The sequence below is a fragment of the Silvibacterium bohemicum genome, from assembly GCF_001006305.1.
GTDB lineage: Bacteria > Acidobacteriota > Terriglobia > Terriglobales > Acidobacteriaceae > Silvibacterium > Silvibacterium bohemicum.
Genome location: NZ_LBHJ01000012.1, coordinates 270,750 through 289,095, shown reverse-complemented (window position 1 = coordinate 289,095; position 18,346 = coordinate 270,750). Strand labels below are relative to the sequence as shown.

Genomic DNA, 18,346 nt, shown 5'->3' with positions numbered 1-18,346 from the left:
CCCACCAAGCTATGATGGAAGGCCGAAGACGCTCCCTGGTGGCGGATGATGGCATTTCGACTACGGATGTCCGGCCAGCGGTGCGCCCCAGCTTGTCTTCTAGCGGTCGTCATCCAGTTCCTCGTCTGTAACCGAGCCTTCGCCGCCCCAGCGGACGCTGCTCCCGACCCCAACGCTGCCTGCGCCTCGTGCCATCGAGCGATCTACGAGCGTTATCGCCGCACTCCCATGGCGAACGCCAGCGGCCCTGCGGCTGATAGGTTGACATCTGTTGATGGGTTCACTCCCGCGGATTTTGTCCATCAAGCTTCCGGCATCCACTATCGCGTTTACGAGGACGCCGGACGTGTGTTCCTGTCCTATGACCGCGATGCCTCGACGCCGGGCGGCGCTTTGCATGGGCAGCAGCAGTTGCTCTACTTCCTCGGCTCCGGCAGGCGCGGCCGGACCTACCTTTTTGAGCAGCAGGGCTATTGGTTCGAGCTGCCCATCAACTGGTATGCAAAAAAAGGCATCTGGGATATGACCCCGAATTATCTGTCTGCCAGGCAGATGCCTCTCACCCTGCCGGTCGACGTCAGCTGCCTGCGCTGCCATGCCTCGTCGCTGCAGCCCTCTCTGCCCGATGCGCGCAACCACTTTGCCGCGCAGCCCTTTCTCGCCGGAGGCATCACCTGCACCGCCTGCCATGGAGAGGCCTCCGCGCACATCGCGGCCAAGGGCCACGCACCCATTCTGAACCCGGCATCGTTCGAACCTATCCGCCGCGATTCGGTCTGCCTCAACTGCCATCTCGAAGGCAAGGTGATCGTCGTCCGCCAGGGCAAGTCGCTGGGCGCATTCAAGCCCGGAGACAGCATCTTCGACTACGCGCTTTTCTTTGTCCGCGCTCAGGAGTCGGGCTCCGGAGGCCGCGCCACCAGCCAATGGGAAGCCCTGCAGCAGAGCGCGTGCAAGCGGGCCTCGGGCGATAAGCTCACCTGCACCACCTGTCACGATCCGCACAGCTCGCCTGCTCCGGAAGAGCGCGTGCAGTTCTATCGGAAGAGCTGCCTCGGCTGCCATTCGCAGCCGACCTACGCAACGCAGCACCATCCCGAGCAGCAGGATTGTTCGTCATGCCACATGCCGCGCTCGTCGACAACGGACATCGCCCACGAGCAGGTGACCGATCATCGCATCCAGCTGCCGGCCGTGGCCGTCGCGGCGGCTCCGCGCAGCGATGCTCTCGTGGCCCTGCACGAGGCGAAGGTCTCCGATCGCGATATGGGCCTCGCGTATGCCCAGCTCGCAACTCACGGCGACGAGCAGGCCGCGCGTCGGGCCTATAAGCTGCTGCTCTCCGCAGAGCAGGCCGAGCCGGGCGAAACCGACCATGAGCTGCATACCGAGCTTGGCTTTCTCGAACAGCTGATGGGGCAAACAGCAGCGGCCCAGACCGAATACCAAGCCGCGCTCAAAGCCGATTCCTTCGATGCCGTAGCCGAAGGCAATCTCGCGTTGATTGACGCACGCAATCACGATTTGCCATCGGCGCTTCGGCTCTGGCAATCCGCCTTCGCTCACGATCCCACACAACTGGCTGCGGGCGAAAACCTCGCCGAAGTTGAATGCGGTCTCGGCCAGCGTGAGGCAGCGCTGGCAACGCTCGACCGCGTGCTGCTCTTTTCTCCGGACGACCAGCGCGCGCGTTTGCTGCAGAGCGCCATTCGCTCGGGAGTAAAGCCGTGCGCGGCGCATTGAAGGTTCGAACGCGGTCAGCTTTTCTTTGCCGGAACCAGCATCTCCGATTTCGCGATTTTGCTGCCCTCTTCGAGAATGTACAGCCGGTTCACGGCAAGCTTCTCGAAGGTATCCACCTCCCCCGAAGGCCAGCGAACCTCGATCAGGTCGACCACCATGGCCTCGTCCAGACCGAAATGCAAACGCAGATCGTTCTGCGAATAGTAGCTGCCGCCGCTGCGCACTTCATCGATCTGCGTGAGCGCGGCATCCTTCTGCGTTCGCGCTACCACCTTCACCCGCGCGCCGATGCCGGTCCTGTTCGACTTCACACCGACGGCCTTCACCTTGATCCAGCTGCGCTTCCATGTCGAATCGCAGCGCAGCAGCTGCGGCGCTGCATTCACACAATTCACAACAACATCCAGATCGCCGTCGTTGTCGTAGTCGCCGAAAGCGCAGCCACGCGCGGGTGCCGGTGTAGTGATGCCCGAACCTCCCTGCGACGAAACATCCTCGAAGCGTCCATTGCGAAGGTTGCGGTAGAGATACTTCGGCTCGGCATAAGGAGCTTCGGTCTTCGAGCTACTGACCTCGGGATAGACGTGTCCGTTCGAGACCAGCAGATCGAGCCAGCCATCGTTATCCATGTCGAAAAATCCAATGCCCCAGCCGAGATAGCGTGTGTTGATGCCCAGACCGGCAAGGTAAGTGCGATCTTCGAAGCTGCCGTCGCCCATGTTCGCGTAGAGCGAGTCGGTATCGCCGGCGAAGTTGGTCTTCGCGATATCCAGGCTGCCGTCGCGGTTGTAGTCGCCGACCGAGACACCCATGCCCGCCTGCGGCTTGCCATCGGGCGAGAGCGCAGCGCCTGACTCAATCGCAACATCGCGAAAGGTGCCGTCCTTCTGGTTGACATAAAGCGTAGCCGCGGTGGAATCGTTCGCGACATAGATATCGGGCCAGCCATCGTTGTCGAAATCGGCGACGGCCACGCTGAGCCCGTAGTTGCCCAGCGTTCCCCACATGCCGCTCTTCTCGGAAACATCGCTGAACGTGCCGTCTCCATTGTTGCGATAGAGAATATTCTTCCCGCCGGGCAGGCCGGGTGGACCGCAGGCCACGGGGATGCCCTTATAGGCGCAGTTCGCCGACTCCGGTGTGGGCGCAGTCTTCAGGTCGAGATCGATATAGTTGGCGACGAAGAGATCGAGGTGGCCGTCACGGTCATAGTCAAGAAAGGCGCAGCCGGAATTCCAGCGCGTCTTTGTTTGCGCCAGCCCCGCTTGAGCCGTGACGTCGGTGAATTTGCCACTGCCGTTGTTACGAAAGAGCGCGTTCTGCCCGTAGTAGCTGACGAAGAGATCGTCGAAGCCGTCGTTGTTGTAGTCGCCTACGCAGCACGCCTGCCCCCAGCCGCTGCGCAGCAGGCCTGCCTTGGCCGTGACATCCGTGAACGTGCCGTCGCGGTTGTTATTAAAGAGATGGCAGGTGGGCTCCATTCTTTTTGCAAAGCCCTCCAGCCGCCAGCCATTGACCAGGAAGATGTCCAGCCAGCCGTCGTGATCGTAGTCGTAGAACGCCACTCCGCAGCCGGTGGTTTCGAGAAGATATTTATTCTTTCCCTCGCCGCCATAGATCGTTTTCGCGTTCAATCCGGCTTGTGCAGCCACATCGACGAACTGCAGTCCAAGCGGAGTTCCCGCAATCGGAGAGACAGGTCCCGGCGGTGGAGGCATCGGCTTCGCCTCATAGACCGGCTGCGCTCCACCCATCTGGCTCTGCGCGGCATCGATTGCGCCCTGCACGGCAGAGCGCTTCCCGCGCATCCATGGAGGTGTAGCCAGCCATAAGAGATCGGCAAAGGGCAGCACCAGAGCCGTGCGGCTGAGCGAAGAAAGAAAGCGTCGTCGATTCATGCCGGCCCACGTCCGCATCGCGCAACTGTCCTTCGTATCGCATGGGTGCTCACGCGGGCGGAGTAGTTCGAATAGCTATTCGATCTGTATCTACGGATGATTGCCCCCCAGCTTCTCCGCTGCCGCGCGTTCGTTCGCTGCGTCCGCGCCGCGACCCTCCCGATCGTATGCGATGGCCAACTGAAGATGCGCGTCCACATAACTCGGATCGCTGGTAATGGCGTCACGATAATGCGCAACAGCGTCGGCAATCTGCCCTTTCTCGAGGTAGGCGTTCGCCGTATTCGTTGCGAACTGCGCACGCTGCCGGTTCACCGCGACTCGGGTGAGGTCGGCGGCCTGCTTGCGTTCCACTGCAGCTTCGTCGCGCTTGCCTTCTTCCTGCAGAACGCTGGCCAGCGTAATGTGCGGCCCCGGCTGATTCGGAAGAAGCTCGATAGCCTTCCGCAGAGCCCGAGCAGCATCATCATTCTTTCCCTGCTGGCGATAGACGCTGCCCAGCACGGCCCATCCATCGCCATTGCCGGGCCTCCGATCGAGAGACGAGGTAAGGTTCTTCACTGCATCATCGAAGCGCCCCGCCTGCATATACAGGATGCCCAGGGTGTAAGGCGCGTCGGGCGACGCCGGATCGAGCCGCGCCGCCTCCTCCAACTCCTTCACCGCATCCGGAAGATTGTCCTTCAGCTTGAAAGCTAAACCAAGGTTGTAATGCAGCTGCGAATTATCAGGCGTCGCGGCAAGAGCGCTGCGAAATTCTCGCATCGCATCGTCGATGTCGCTCTCCTGCAAATATGCGGCGCCGAGAATCTGATGAGCGCCCGCATCGCCGGGGGCAATCGTCAGAACTCGCTGGCAATAACCGATGGCATCCTTCGCCTTCCCCGTCTGGATCAGCGCGACCGCGAGATTCGAGAGCGCCGCCGTGTTCTGCGGCTGCGCGCTTACGATCTGCTCGAAGAGTGGAATCGCACGGCTCACCGCTCCAGTTCGCTGCAGAGCCATGGCCAGCTGGTTCGTCGCCTCAATCGCTGCAGGGTCGAGCTTCCGCGCCTGCTCGAAGTGCGGAATAGCCTCTTCATCGCGGCCTGAATTCGTAAGCGCTCGACCCAATTCGACCTGCACAACGGCATTCTCTGGAGCAAGCTGCGCGGCGCGAGTCAGCTCATCGATCGCTCGCTGCATCCGTCCGGCATCGGAGAGTGATGCATTCCCAAGCGCCACCCCGAGATGCAGGTGCGCTGTCGCTAGCGAAGGATCGATCTGGATGGCCTGCGAAAACGCATCCTGCGCAGGCTGCCATTGCTGCTGCTGCGCATAGAGGGAGCCCAGCTCGTCGTAGAGCTCCGCAGGCTTCGGAGTCGCAGCAATGGCCTGCTGCAGATGGGCCGCGGCTGCCCCATATTGTCCGCTCGCGGCTTCCGCTCGTGCATACGCGGACAGCAAATCCGGTGGAAGCGGCGAGGAATCCGCCTGCAGCCCATCGAAGACGACGAGAGCATCTTTGAGATCGGCGGTCTGCACGTAAGACATGGCGAGATTCTCGAGCGCAGACTGGTCGTCCTTCTTGATGCCCAGCGCCAGGTTTAACTCCTCGATAGCCTCTCGATACGCGCCAAGCTGATAGAGCACGGCTCCGAGCGCGCTGTGGCCTTCTTCGACGTCGGGAGCAAGCTTCACTGCGGCCTCAAAGTCCTGTCGCGCTGTAAGCAGATCACCCTTTCCCGCCGCTTCGTAGCCCGCGTGAAAGGCCGCATCCGCGCGTTGCAGCGCATCCGTCGCCGGTTGAATCTGTGCGAACGACGCGGGCGCGAAAGCGAGCGAAGATGCACCGAGCCCGAGAATGAAGAGAGCACGCATCGACCAAATCTCTACGGCTTCGCCGCCGAGGCCGGGGTCCCCGACCGCAATTGTTGCGCCGCCTGAAATTCCTTCATCGCCTCTTCTTTGCGGCCCGTGGAACGGTACGCCTGTCCCAGAAGCATGTGCGTGGTGGAGTTTTCCGGATCCATCTGCGCCGCCCGCTCCAGGTACATCGTCGCCGTCACCGGCTGCTCCTGCTGCAACAAAACTCTGCCCAGAAGAATATACGGCCCGGTGGTGTTCGGCTCGAGAAGAATGGCCCGATCCAGCGCCTGGCGGGCCTCGGGATACTGCGAGTTGCGGATATAAGCATCCCCAAGACGGTCATAGACGCTGCCATTCAGGGGATTCAGCGCGCGCTCCTTCTGCAACTCGGCGATGGCCGCGCTCGCGTCGCCTCTGGCCAGAGCGATTTCTCCCAGCAGTTGATGTGCGAGCGGCAGCCGGGAATCCAATTGGACGGCCTTGCGAGCCGCTTCTTCCGCAGCCTCCAGCAGTTGATGGCGCAGCAGCATGCGCGCAGTGATCAGATAGGCGGGAGCGGAGTCGGGAGCGAAGCCGTACTGCTCGGCGAAGGCATGCCGCGCATCGTTGTATCGCCCCGCCACCACGTAACAGCTGGCCAGCACGTAATCAGGATCGACATTGACGCTCGCGACGGCGGTATGCGCTTTTTCAAGCAGTGGGATAGCTTCGGCCGGTTTGCCCATCCGATAGAGAACGACGCCGCGCATCTGCATGGACTCGAGATCGGCCGGGTCCTGTTCCAGCGCCTTCGAAAAGGAAGCATCGGCATCAGCCATTCGGCTCTGCTGATAGCTGATGAATCCGCGCAGCCGTTCGATGCCTTGCGGTTCCGGATGAACCGCTGCCAGTGCATCAAGGTCGTGCTGTGCCTCTTCCAGCTTTCCCTTGCTGATCAGCTCGCGCACGCTCCCAACCGTCGGCTGCTGCTCGCTTCCGGCGGACGACGCCTGTAACGATGGGTGCGCATAGGCCCCAGCCTGTGCCATCGGCAGCAACAGTGAGCAAAGAAGAAGAAATCGACGCATGATTCGAATGAAGAGAGTCTACTCCCGAAATGCGAAGAGGGGAGCCTGTCTCCCCTCTTCGCAAGTAGGAAGCTGCGTGCAGTTTAGAACTGCAATCGCAGCGAGAATTGCAGCTGCCGCGGGCCCTGTCCGAACTCCGCCGTACTGGAGCCGACGTAGATCGGTCCCTGGTCGATGTTGAACGTCGCGCCGCTGCCTCCGAATCCGGAATTGATATGGTTGAAGGCATTGAAAGCGTCGACGCGGAACTGCGCGAAGAGCGACTCGTGAATCGGGAAGTTCTTCTGCAGCGACAGATCGGTGTTGAAGAAGCCCGGTCCATTCGCATCGTTGCGCCCGGCGGTTCCGATGGTGTCGAGCGTCGGGTCGCTGAACCCGATGGGAAGCGTCCCGCCCGCGACGTTGCCGTTGAAGTACAGCCTCTGGTGCGTAACCGGGTTCAGCGATCCTAAGTGCGTTCTCAGGAAGCTGCCCTTGCCGTTGGGATAGCACGGAGCCGAGCCCGGAGCGTAGGCCGAGCAGTTGCTGAGAGTCAGGGTAAAGGGAAGGCCGCTCGCCCAGTTCAGCACCGGACTCAAAACCCAGCCGCCAAGGATCTCGTCCGTCCATGAGGGAAGGTTCGAGCCGAACATCTGATTGTGCCCGAAAGGCAGCTGATAAAGCCCATAAAGCACCAGCTGCTGCTCGCGGATGTCATTGTTTCTACCCTTGACCGCATCCCTGCTCCAGGTCGCGTAATTGTTATTGAAATCGAAGCCACGCTGCCACGCGTAGTTGATATTGCCCTGCAAGCCCTTGCTGATCTGCTTGGCCAGGGTGACTTGAAGCGCATTGAAGTGGCTATCCTGATCGTCGCCGTAGTACGCGATGCCTTGCGTCCATCCGCATGAGCCGGCGGGTACCCCGGGCTGAACCGCATAGGCGGGATCGGAGCAGGCGGCAAGCTTACCGCCGTAATATCGCTGCAGGTAGTTCTGATTATTCGTGCCTCCGTCCGGATTGATCCCGGTCGCGGATGTAACATCGGCCGCAGGAACATAGTGCAGCGTCTGTCCCGTAATGCTGTACGCCGCGGGCAGGAAGATACCCGCCTCATTGGGATTGGTATTGTTGCCGTCGCCGGCACTCAACGTGTGCGTCCCTTTATTTCCGACATAGGCCATGGTCAAAGACAAAGTCGGAGTAAGAGAGCGCTGCAGGCTGAGATTCCAGGCATCCACCGTTGGCATACGCAGATCATTGGGCCGGGCCTTCGGACTCGACGCATAACCTTGCGCTGGCAACAGCCCATTCGCAGGAATTGTCGGGAACGGATAAGCCGCGGGACCGCCCCCTGCCGGAGCTGCCTGACTCGGTGTCGCTCCCCCCTGGGTGCATCCGGGAGTGTCCGCTCCCAGGCAGAAGATATAGCCGTTGGTGTTGCCAGTGGAGATACTCTGGTTGACCAGGACCGGCAGGTTTTGCGTAACCACGTGCCCGAACATCGAGCCGAACACTCCGATGTCGAAGCTGCGTCCGTAGCCGGCGCGGATGACCGTCTTCGGATCGACCTGATAGGCCGCGCCAAGCCGGGGATTCAGAGGGAATGCGGCTCTGCTCCAGTTCATATTGCTGTTGATGTTGCCGTAGCCAGCGACACGCAGGTAGCCATCGGTAGTGACGTCGTCGTTCATCTGCATCAGCGAGCCATTTCCTTTGCCGTTGACCGACTCGGGGAAATAGAACTCGTAGCGCAGCCCGTAATTCACAGTGAGGTTCGGCGTCGCGCGCCAGGTGTCCTGGACATAAAAGAAGTCGCGCTTCTGGAATTCCTTGGCGTTGGTCGATGTGCTTACGTAGCGGTTAAAGCCGGTAACTTGTCCCAGGACGAAGGTCGCATACCCCAGGCCGCCTACGCCGCCATTCGAAGTAGGACCAGTCCCGAAATCGAGTAGCCCCGTACGATCGCTGTCGCTCGGTACGCGCAGGTTGCGCGCATAGCGCAGATCGCCGCCCACCTTGATGGAATGCGTGCGCCAGATCTTCGTCCAGTTATTTACGATCTGGAACTGGTCTTCGCGCTCGGTGAGTGGGCAGTTGCAGCGGTTGATATTCAGCCCGGAACCATACTGCGGGCCGCCCACGGTCGGGTTGTTCGGATTGGTCGCACCGACGTTGGTCGCGCCGAGATCCGATATATTGAAGCCGGGTGCGCCCGTGGTGATAGCGTTCAGATTGAGGCCTGGAATGCCCAGGTTCGTCGCGAACGCGGTTCCAGCGTCGTACTTCCCATCGCCGATGTTGTAGCGGTAATAGCCGACACGGAAATCGGTGAGCAGGGTCGGGCTGATGGCGATATCTGTGCCCGCCGCCAGGCTGTCGTTGGCTCCCTGCGAGTTGCCGCCGTAGTTGTTGATGCCGAAACCGGCTCCCCCCGCCGGACCGAAGATCGTGGTTCCGCTTAACGTGTCAGTGAAGCGGCTGAACCGCTCGAAGACATGGATCTTCTGGGAAAGCGTGTAATCGAGCCGCTCGTCCCATTGATCGTTGTTGAAGAGGCCCGTTCCGCTGGCCGCGTAGTTCGACGGCCCCAGCAGTCCGTAGGTGCCGCTCTTGTTCGGAGCATACGGCTGAAGCAGTTTCAGCAGTCCCAGAGCCTGAGGCGATACCTGGGCTGCCGGAATGACGCTGTTGGGATAGGGCAGGCCAGTCGTTGGGTTATAGATCAGTTGAGTAGTGCCGTTGTTGGTAAGACCCGGCTGCGCCTGGTATTCGCTGAAGTCGCAACCGGCCACCGTGCCGGCATAAGGCATCGCCTGGCCGAGGCAGGTGGCAATCAGGTGCGCCGACGGCACGCTCATATTGGCGGCAGTACCCACCTTCTGGCGAACGCCCTGGTAGTCCCCGAAGAAGAACAGCCTGTCCTTCAGGATTGGGCCGCCGACAGAACCGCCAAATTGGTTCTTGAGGCCCCCTGGAAATGCTCCCGACCCGGGAAACTGCGTGTAAGGATCGGTGGCCAGATTCGCATTGCTCTCGCGATAGTCGAACGCGCTGCCGTGGAAGCTGTTGGAGCCGGACTTGGTCTGGGCTGAAATGACGGACGAGACAGCCTTGCCGAATTCCGCGTCAAAGTTTTGCGTCGTGATCTTGGTTTCCTGGATCGCGTCGAGTGGCGGATTGATGACGATGATGCCCAGAATCGGATCCTGATTGTCGGTGCCGTCCAGGTTGAAGGCGACTCCGCCGAAGGCCTGGCCATCCACCTGAATCTGCTTGCTGGCCTGCGGATTCTCGTCGGCGGCATGGCTCCAGCTCAGCTGCTGCGCACCCGGCAAGAGCAATTGCAGGTTGGTGAAGTTGCGGTCGCCGATCGGAAGGTTATCGACCGTCTGCGAATTGAAGACCGTGGAGACATCGGCACGATCCGTCTTCAGCACCGGCACCGTATCCGCATTCACCTCCACCGTCTCCGTCGAGCCGCCCACCGCGAGTTGGCCATCCACCTTGGGAGACGTATCGGCGGCGACGACAATGCCCTTCGCTTCAAAAGTCTTGAAGCCGGCAGCAACTACCTTCACGTCGTATGTGTCGGGGATAAGATGCTCGACGGTATACTCGCCGGCCGCGCTCGTGGTGATTGAAACCGATGTTCCCTTGGCCTCGTCGGTGACGGTGACGGCGGCGTTCGGAACAACCGCTCCGGTGTTGTCGGTCACCGTTCCGTAGATCGAGCCGTAAACAGCCTGGGCTTCCGATCTCAGAGGGGAAAACGCCAGGAGCGCAACTGTTGCGCTCACTGCAAGCAAGCAGCGTAAACGGTGAAGCATGACTTACCTCCCAAAAAGTGATACAGCTGTCTGCGTTCAGCCTGCGCTCGTCTTCTCCTTTTTGAATTCCTGGCGGGAAGACTCAGGAGCGCGGGTGGTTTTTTTCTTGGTTCTCTTCATCGAGGATGAGGCGTGGGAACGCAATACGCTCCTATCTCAAATATCAATGCAATGGTTCCGATAATTACCGCCGGTTCCCTATACAACTCGCGACACATAATCGATGAAACATCGATGACAAAGAGATCTCTGGTTCGATAAGTGCCAGCTTCCTGCACCATGAGGTAAGAGCGGCATGGAACTGTCAGCCCTGCGATTCCGGCCACCGTTCTAGTAGCTCGAAGGAATCATTGTCAATATGTCTACAGTCATCTCAACCGAAAAGTTGACTAGCCATTTCCAACAAGGGAACGGCTTTCGCGAACGACCCCGCAAGCCCTGGAGGCCCTTGCAAGATCGCTACAACACTCCACAAATGGCTGTACAGAGTGAGCGAATCGCGCGCCGGGAGTTAGATAAATTGATTTAGTCAGAAGGGCCGGCCGATATCTTACTGACGCGCAAGCTAGCTCAACTCCTTGTGAGTGCGAACTCAGATTGGCATAGCCCAGCCGACCCGGAGAGGTTATTGCGGATTGTGGTTCCGGCTGCAAACTACACAACGACTAGGGTGGAGGTGAGCTATGTGACATGGCGTAGGAGAGCGACCAGGATCAAACGTTGCAGCAGAGGCTGTCATGCTGCCTGGTGGCGAGTCTAGCGTAAGAATCGAAGCCACGTATCTCTATGCGTGAACCTGCACCGTGCGCGCAAGCTCAGGCCCAGCAAAAAGCACCCGCCAAATTTCCTTCACTGCTCTTGATCGTTGACTTTGGTGGCATTCGGACCAGCTAGTAGCGAGGACGGATCAGACGCGGCACGATCCCGCTGCTGAAATCTAGAGGTGTGAGCCCCCCAGGTCGCATGAATGAAGGAGTCTAATTTCTGATATTCCTCTTGTCCTAAGGCTTGTCGAAGGTTCGCCATAGTGTTACCCACCAGTTGCCAGCGTTCGTCATTTAGGTGTTTGAGATTTTCTGGCGTTTTCATTTTGGCTATCTGAGCATTTGTATATTGTTCATGCAGTAAGCGAATTCCGTCTTGGACTTCCTGCTCCTTTGCCTCGATTGCGCGGTACCCTTCTAAGGCAACGCTTAGCATCTGCTTCGTTTCGTCCTCGCGTAAATGCACCGTATTCTGGTAGTCCCAGCGTATTTCGGAGATGTCCTTTCCCTCCGCCAATGCACGCTGAACTTCCTGATCCTCACGGCCAATATGCTGAAGAAAGAGGTAGTAGTAAATACGGTCCGGTACCGGCTTTGGGACAGCCTCACATCCTAAACACGGTTTCCTTTGCGTACCTGCTGCACCTGTTTGTGCCTGGATCTCAGGCGAAGAATTCTGCGTCACGCCTAAGGTAGATTGAGCGTACGCGATGCCGCTTATGAGCAGCAGTAGCAAGGTTGACCGCCGGAAAATCAGCCTCACTTGATCTGCTCCTTGAGCGCTCAACGTTTCTTGTCGCCCCATTCTCCCAATTTGGTCAATCCATTCAAAGCGAAATATAACTGTCAGCCCTGCGAATCCCCGCGTTGGAGCCAGTGAAAATGGGCAGTCGAGAATCCTCAACCGCCCATCTCCAACCTAAAACCTTTCGAAGACAACCTACAACGCCGTAGTAACCGCCTTTACCTCGGTGTAGTTATTCAGCACCTCGGAGCCCATCTCCCGTCCCCAGCCCGACTGCTTGTATCCGCCGAAGGGCAGCGCCGCGTCGAAGACGTTGTGGCAGTTGATCCAGACCGTTCCGCTGCGGATCCGCTTGGCCAGCTTGTTGGCCGTCGAGATGTTGCTGGTCCACACGCTCGCCGCCAGCCCATAGATCGAATCGTTGGCCTCGCGGGCGATGAGGTCGATATCTGCGTCGCTGAAGGGTTGCGCGCAGACCACCGGCCCGAAGATCTCCTCCCGCACCACCTTCATCTCGGGCTTGGTATGAGTCAGAACGGTGGGCTTCACGAAGTAGCCGCGCTCCGCGCCGCCGTTGCCGCCGGCCGTGGCCTTCGCGCCCTCTTTAAGTCCCGAGTCGATGTATCCGGTCACGCGCTGGTACTGCTCCTCCGAGACCAGCGGCCCCATCTCGGTCTGGGGATCGAGCCCCGGTCCGACCTTGATCTTCCCCGCAATCTTCGACACACCCTCCACCACCTGGTCGTAGACGCGCTCATGAACATACAAACGGGAGCCCGCGCAGCAGCACTGTCCGTGGTTGAAGAAGATGGCCGACGCGGTTCCGGCGATGGCTCGATCCAGATCGGCATCGGGGAAGACAATCGCCGGCGATTTCCCACCCAGCTCGAGCGTCACCTTCTTGAGATTGCCGGTCGCGGCTTTCACGATCAGCTTGCCCACCTCGGTCGAACCCGTGAACGCGATCTTATCCACCAGATCATGCGCCGCCAACGGAGCGCCCGCCCCCTCGCCATAGCCGGTGAGCACGTTGACCACGCCCTCCGGGAAGCCGGCCTCCATGATCAATTCCGCCAGCCGCAGCCCCGAAAGCGGCGTCTGTTCGGCCAGCTTGAGAACCACGGTATTGCCGGCCGCTAGCGCCGGTCCCAGCTTCCACGCCGCCATGAGCAGCGGAAAATTCCAGGGAATGATCTGCCCCACCACGCCGATCGGCTCGCGCAGCGTGTAAGTCAGGTATTCGCCCCCGGCCGAGATGGGAAAGGTGTTGCCGGTGATCTTGGTCGCCCATCCTGCCATGTAGCGAAAGAGATCGACCGCCAGCGGCACATCCGCCGCGCGTGCAACGGCCAGCGGCTTGCCATTGTCCATCGATTCCAGTTCGGCGAATTCTTCCAGATGCTGCTCCAGCAGGTCGGCCAGCCGGTTGAGCAAGCGGCCGCGCTGCGAGGCGGAGATGCGGTTCGCCGAGAACTGCCCCCACGGCCCCTCGTCGAAGGCCCGGCGCGCAGCCCGGACAGCGCGATCCACGTCGGAGGCTTCGGCCTCCGGCACCTGAGCCATGACTTCTCCGGTTGCCGGGTTGTAGACGGGCAACGTCTTGCCGGAAGCGGCATGAACGAACTTGCCGTCGATAAGCATGCGGTGGTCGCCGGAGATGAACTGGGAGGTGTTTTTGTCGAGACGAGGGTCGAGCGCGAGGGTGGCCATAGAAGGCTCCTTTTCCTGGGGATTCTTGGGCCAAATCACGCTACTCCTAAGCAAGGACCGCCGTCCAGAGCAGGAGAAAACGGCCCGAACCTCGCAGGAAGGTCCGAACTGCGGAGGGAGCCCCGGACTTCACACACGTCACAACATCAGAACAGGCGCCAAAGGCGCAATCGCCTGGACGGCTAGTCCCGCCAAAGGCGCAATCGCCTGAACGGCCAGTCCCGCCAAAGGCGCAATCGCCTGGACGGCTAGTCCCGCCAAAGGCGCAATCGCCTGGACGGCCAGTCCCGCCAAAGACGCAATCGCTGGACGGCTAGTCCCGCCGAAGGCTCAATCGCTGGACGGCCAGTCCCTACTCGCCCCAATTCAATCGCAATCCCACCCGCGCCGTACGTGGAGTTCCCAGCGTGGTAATCGGAGTCTTGCCCACCTCGATGCTGCGATCGAACAAGTTCTCCCCAGAGACATACATCTCCATGTGCCGCCCCACGCTGCGCGAAGCATAGGCGTCGAAGCGAAAGTAGCTGTGCAGCAGATACTGATTCGCATCGTCGTCGAACTGGTGTCCGCTCGCCCGCTCCTGCAGGCTCAGCAGCCCCAGCTTGGGATGCGACAGCCGCAGCTGCGCTGTAGCCATGTTGCGAGCTACCTGTGGAATCCGGTTGCCCACCAGCTGCGGCTCCTGCACGAATTTCGTAACCGTGGCGATTGCATATTGGTAGCCGCCTTCGAGCGAGATCCACCGCGCCGGCTGCGTAGCATAGTCGAGAGACACGCCGCGGCTCTCGATCTGGCCCAAGTTTTCGCGCTTCAGCGTGGTCAGCGTCGGAGTCGTGCTCAAAGTGAGCGCGGTGATGGGCCGGTTCACCTGCGTCCAGAAGTAGCTCACGCGCACCGTCGAGGCCAGGCGGCGCAGATCGGTCTCCAGGCCCGTCTCCCAACCAGTCGCGCGCTCCGAGCGTAGATTGCTGTTGGGTTGCGTCAGCTGCTGACCAACCTGGCCGGTGCGATAAAGCTCGTTCTCTGTCGGCGCGCGATAAGCTCGAAACGTCGAGGCGCTCAGCGCAACATTGGAAGTGATGCGACGCGTAACGCCCAGCCGTGGATCGAAGACCGTCTCGCTGAACGCCGGCAGCACCTTATGCGCCGTCGGGCTCGTATATTGCAGCGCATCGAAATTGGAAAAGTGATCCACGCGAGCCGAGCCGCTTAAGGTCCACTGGCGCGGCGTGTAAAGCGCTTCTCCATAAACGCCGGTCTGCCGCTGGCGCGCGGTCGTCGTAAGCAATCCGTGGCTGGTGAAGAGCGTCTCGTCATCCGAGGCGCGGACATCGTGCGTGTCGGCCCCGGCGAGAGCGAGAAGATGCGGATTCAGCGAATGGTGCCAGTGCAGCGCGGCTCCCAGCTCCGCCGCCGGATCTTCGGCATAGCGCGTCAGCGTCTCCGACGCCCGGCCCGTGGCGATGCTCGAAAAGTTCTGCCGGTAATGCTCGTTGTCCCCGTAGAAGCGAATCGCCAGGTCGGGAATGTCAGCGCCCGCAACATAGCGCCACAGGCGCGTGCCATTCGTGGTGAGCAGCGTGCCGTTGTGGCGCGCCTCGTTGAGCACATCGCCGCGCAGAAAAACACGGCTCTGGTTATCGGCGGAGAGCGACCCAAGCTGGCGATCGATCTCGACCAGCCCATTTTGCGCGTGGACATTCGAAGGCTGGTCGACCGGCCCGCGCAGGTTGGGCGCGACGAGAGTATAACCATCAGTCGCGATCAGCCCCGCGGTTCCCATCGCCGACCATCTCCCCGCCCGGATCGACGCCAGCGCGGCATTGTTGGATGTTTCGAGCGAGCCGTAATCGGTATCGAGCTGAAAGGTGCGCGCAGCCTGCGGCCGCACCGGCACGATGCTGATGACCCCGCCGATCGCGCTCGATCCATACAGGTCCGACGCACCGCCGCGCACCACCTCGACCGATTTGATGGCCATCGCCGGCAGCTCTTCCCAGTGAATCCAGCCGCCGTAGGGATCGTTCATCGGCACGTCGTCGAAGACCACCAGCGACCGGCTGGCCGCCGTCGATCCCAGCCCGCGCAGCGAGACGCCTTCGGTCGTGGGATTGGCTACCAGCGAGCTTGATCGCCGGAACAGCTCGAAGCCCGGAACCTGCCGCAGCTTGCCGTCGAGCGCCGGAGTGGTCGACTCTTCGAGCTGCTGTGATGTCAGCACGCGCGTGCTGGCCGGGCTGTCCATCGAAGGCAACGGCGAGCGATAGGCCGACACCGTGACCGTCTCGAGCGGCCGTTCCAGGACCACCTCGAGCGGCGCGTCAGATGTATTTTGCTTCCCAGCCGCGCTTTGCGCCGCCGAAATTGTCACCGTGACAGGTGCAAAATGCGCATCCGAAATCTGGATGCTGGGAATGCTTCGAGAGACCGCGAAGTTCCCATCGCCGTCGGTGGTGGTGAGGATCTTCCCTGAGCTATCCAGGATTTCCGCCCCGGCAACGGGCTTGCCCGCTGCATCGGTGACCCGGCCCCGAACTTGGCCAGCCCGGATTTGGCCGGCCCGGATCTCCCCAGGTGAGATTGGCCTCGATTGGGCAGGCAGGCCAGCAGGCAGCAGGAGTGCCGCGCAGAAGCAAAAGAGCAGTATCCAGCGAGCGATGCGGTTCATCTTCCCTTTCCCGTAATGCTTGCGATATTTACGGTGTTTCCAAAACAACGGACCGCGCCGATGGCGTTCGAGCCCTCATCGGGCAACTCGGCCAGCAGCTCGGCGATGGACTTCTGCGAGACGGGATGCCGAAGTCCCGGTGCGATCTCGGCCAGAGGCGCGAGCACGAAGCGGCGGCGCGGCGCCTCCGGATGCGGAAGTGTCAGCGTAGGCGAGTCGAGAGTAATCGGCAGGCCGTCGCAGGCCATGAAAAGCAGGTCGAGATCGAGCGAGCGCGGACCCTTGGGAACGCTCAGGGAGCGATTCCGCCCATACCGGCGTTCGATCTCGATGAGCGCCCCGAGCAGCTTTTCCGGGCCGGTCACAGTCTCAAGCTCAACCGCCGCATTGATAAAGGATGGCTGATCGGCAAAACCCACCGGCTGGGTGGCGTAAAGCGACGACACAGCGCGGACGCGGCCAATCCCCTCCAGCTCGCGAACAGCCGCCGCAACCAGCTGCTCCGGCTGCCGGTCGCCGAGCGGCTGGTTCGATCCAATCCCGATGTAGGCCACGCACTGCATCGCTTTCAGAATAGCCGGGACGTCGCCATCGCGGAGAGTTGCTCGGGCCTCAAAGCCCAAGCGATGCCCTAGGATGGAAATAGGATGAAAGTCGGTTTCTTTGGCGGAAGCTTCGACCCTCCCCACCGTGGGCACATCGCCCTGGCGCGGCTGGCCATCGAGCAATTGGAGCTCGACCGCGTGCTGATCGCGCCGGTGGGCACGCAGCCCTTGAAGCGGGATCAGGGCGCAGCCACGCCCTTTGATGATCGGGTGGCGATGGTGCAGCTGGCCATTGCCGGCGAGCCACGCATGGAAGTGTCGCTGGTCGACGCGCCGCGCAAAGACGGTCGTCCGAATTACACCATCGACACCGTGAACGAGCTGCGCCAGACCCTAAGTCCAGACGACACTCTGTATTGCCTGATGGGCGCCGATTCCTTCCTGACCATCGGAAAGTGGGACCGCGCCGGGGAGCTGCTCCTGCTCTGCAATTTTGTGGTGGGATCGCGTCCCGGCTTCAACCTGCAGAAGGTGGCAGCGGCCTTGCCGGAGAGCGTCTCCCTGGCGGCGGAGACGGGCAGCGCCCCCGGACGCCTGGTCATCGGCCTGCGCGGGCAGAATGGAAAAGAATCCCGGCTATGCCTGCTGCCCGATCTGGCCGAGGACATCTCGGCGACCGAGATCCGCTCCGAGCTGCGCATGGGCCGCCCTACCTCCATTGACCCCGCGGTAGCCGCCTATATCCAGCGTCACGGCCTTTATCCCTCGAAAGAAGCCGGCAGCTCGGTTTTCCCAGGGAATAGAAAGAGTTAGAGCATAATCTTATGAATTATTGGCGCTACAATGCCTGCTCACGCTAACATAGAACGTTCTTCCGGAGAAGAAACCAATCGAAATGGCGTCGAAAGAAATCCGCAGCATGGTATTGGCGGCAGCAGCCGCCTGTGAAGACAAGAAGGCTGAAAACACGCTGGTTTTAGAGCTGGATCCGGCGGACTCAGGCTTCACCGATTTCTTTCTCATCACCAGCGGGACCAATGAGCGCCAGACTCAGGCCATCGCCGATGAAGTGGAAGTGCGGCTGAAGCGGGATTTCGGCACCTATCCCAACTCCGTCGAAGGACGCCGCCAGGGCGAGTGGGTGCTGCTCGATTACGTCGATTTTGTGGTGCACGTCTTTCTCGCCGAACGGCGCGCCTACTACGATATAGAACGGCTTAGGAAATCGGCGCGCAATGTCGACCTGGACGAGTTGAAGGCTGCTCTCACCAAGAAGACCCTCGCCGTCCGGAAAAAGTCCGCTGCTAAAAAGGCCCCCCTGCCTGCAGCCAAGAAAGCAGTTAAGAAAGCGGCCAAGTCGCCCGCGAAGAGAGCCGCCAAGAAGGCTCCAGCAAAGCGGGCACAAAAGCCATAGCGGTTGGATGTTGGAAGTCCCATTGCAACATTCTCCAGTTCGAAAGTGACCACGCTGTCCCAGTTGAGGGACCAAAAAGTACGTATTCGGTAGAAGTCGAAGCCCAGCCTTGACCGGGGAAAGCTTGGATGGCTT

Annotated in this window: 12 protein-coding genes; 3 read left to right on the top strand and 9 right to left on the bottom strand. The window is 60.7% G+C overall.

Annotated features, from left to right (window positions below; genetic code table 11):
- Positions 1–45: 45 nt before the first annotated feature.
- On the top strand, positions 46–1,743 hold the full coding sequence (locus XX99_RS17620; protein ID WP_082125675.1) for a tetratricopeptide repeat protein: 1,698 nt from the start codon (positions 46–48) through the stop codon (positions 1,741–1,743).
- Between the two features lie 14 nt (positions 1,744–1,757).
- Here XX99_RS17620 and XX99_RS17615 read toward each other — a convergent pair whose 3' ends face one another.
- From XX99_RS17615 to folK, 9 genes are all read right to left on the bottom strand, one after another.
- Positions 1,758–3,641: a CRTAC1 family protein gene (locus XX99_RS17615; protein ID WP_050061134.1), complete on the bottom strand. Its 1,884-nt coding sequence runs from the start codon at positions 3,639–3,641 to the stop codon at positions 1,758–1,760.
- Positions 3,642–3,731: 90 nt separating this feature from the next.
- Positions 3,732–5,501 (bottom strand): tetratricopeptide repeat protein, encoded by a 1,770-nt coding sequence (locus XX99_RS17610; protein ID WP_050060706.1) that lies wholly within the window; start codon positions 5,499–5,501, stop codon positions 3,732–3,734.
- Between the two features lie 11 nt (positions 5,502–5,512).
- Entirely contained in the window at positions 5,513–6,556 is a 1,044-nt protein-coding gene (locus XX99_RS17605) for a tetratricopeptide repeat protein (RefSeq protein WP_156186055.1), read from the bottom strand.
- An 83-nt stretch (positions 6,557–6,639) separates the two neighbouring features.
- A complete protein-coding gene (locus XX99_RS17600; RefSeq protein WP_050060705.1) occupies positions 6,640–10,365 on the bottom strand; it encodes an outer membrane beta-barrel protein in 3,726 nt (1,241 codons plus the stop codon).
- 849 nt (positions 10,366–11,214) lie between these two features.
- Positions 11,215–11,892: a hypothetical protein gene (locus tag XX99_RS17595; RefSeq protein ID WP_156186054.1), complete on the bottom strand. Its 678-nt coding sequence runs from the start codon at positions 11,890–11,892 to the stop codon at positions 11,215–11,217.
- Positions 11,893–12,069: 177 nt separating this feature from the next.
- Positions 12,070–13,584, bottom strand: coding sequence for an aldehyde dehydrogenase family protein (locus XX99_RS17590; protein ID WP_050060703.1), 1,515 nt, complete (start codon positions 13,582–13,584; stop codon positions 12,070–12,072).
- Between the two features lie 138 nt (positions 13,585–13,722).
- Complete coding sequence (locus XX99_RS27340; protein ID WP_156186053.1) at positions 13,723–13,878, bottom strand: hypothetical protein; 156 nt, start codon at positions 13,876–13,878, stop codon at positions 13,723–13,725.
- Positions 13,879–13,936: 58 nt separating this feature from the next.
- On the bottom strand, positions 13,937–16,252 hold the full coding sequence (locus XX99_RS17585) for a TonB-dependent receptor (protein WP_050060702.1): 2,316 nt from the start codon (positions 16,250–16,252) through the stop codon (positions 13,937–13,939).
- The gene (gene folK, locus XX99_RS17580; protein ID WP_375782549.1) at positions 16,249–16,806 is read right to left on the bottom strand and encodes a 2-amino-4-hydroxy-6-hydroxymethyldihydropteridine diphosphokinase; all 558 of its coding nucleotides are present in this window, start codon (positions 16,804–16,806) and stop codon (positions 16,249–16,251) included. The genes XX99_RS17585 and folK overlap by 4 nt, the downstream gene beginning before the upstream one ends.
- 93 nt (positions 16,807–16,899) lie before the next feature.
- Between folK and nadD the strand changes: the two genes are divergently transcribed.
- A complete protein-coding gene (gene nadD / locus XX99_RS17575; RefSeq protein WP_050060701.1) occupies positions 16,900–17,610 on the top strand; it encodes a nicotinate (nicotinamide) nucleotide adenylyltransferase in 711 nt (236 codons plus the stop codon).
- Between the two features lie 82 nt (positions 17,611–17,692).
- A complete protein-coding gene (gene rsfS, locus XX99_RS17570; RefSeq protein ID WP_050060700.1) occupies positions 17,693–18,211 on the top strand; it encodes a ribosome silencing factor in 519 nt (172 codons plus the stop codon).
- Positions 18,212–18,346: the final 135 nt, after the last annotated feature.

Coding starts and splice junctions, on each gene's coding strand:
- XX99_RS17615 (WP_050061134.1), bottom strand. CDS start 3,641: ATGAATCGACGACGCTTTCTTTCTTCGCTCAGCCGCACGGCTCTGGTG.
- nadD (WP_050060701.1), top strand. CDS start 16,900: ATGAAAGTCGGTTTCTTTGGCGGAAGCTTCGACCCTCCCCACCGTGGG.
- XX99_RS17585 (WP_050060702.1), bottom strand. CDS start 16,252: ATGAACCGCATCGCTCGCTGGATACTGCTCTTTTGCTTCTGCGCGGCA.
- XX99_RS17600 (WP_050060705.1), bottom strand. CDS start 10,365: ATGCTTCACCGTTTACGCTGCTTGCTTGCAGTGAGCGCAACAGTTGCG.
- XX99_RS17590 (WP_050060703.1), bottom strand. CDS start 13,584: ATGGCCACCCTCGCGCTCGACCCTCGTCTCGACAAAAACACCTCCCAG.
- XX99_RS17605 (WP_156186055.1), bottom strand. CDS start 6,556: ATGCGTCGATTTCTTCTTCTTTGCTCACTGTTGCTGCCGATGGCACAG.
- rsfS (WP_050060700.1), top strand. CDS start 17,693: ATGGCGTCGAAAGAAATCCGCAGCATGGTATTGGCGGCAGCAGCCGCC.
- XX99_RS17620 (WP_082125675.1), top strand. CDS start 46: ATGATGGCATTTCGACTACGGATGTCCGGCCAGCGGTGCGCCCCAGCT.
- XX99_RS17610 (WP_050060706.1), bottom strand. CDS start 5,501: ATGCGTGCTCTCTTCATTCTCGGGCTCGGTGCATCTTCGCTCGCTTTC.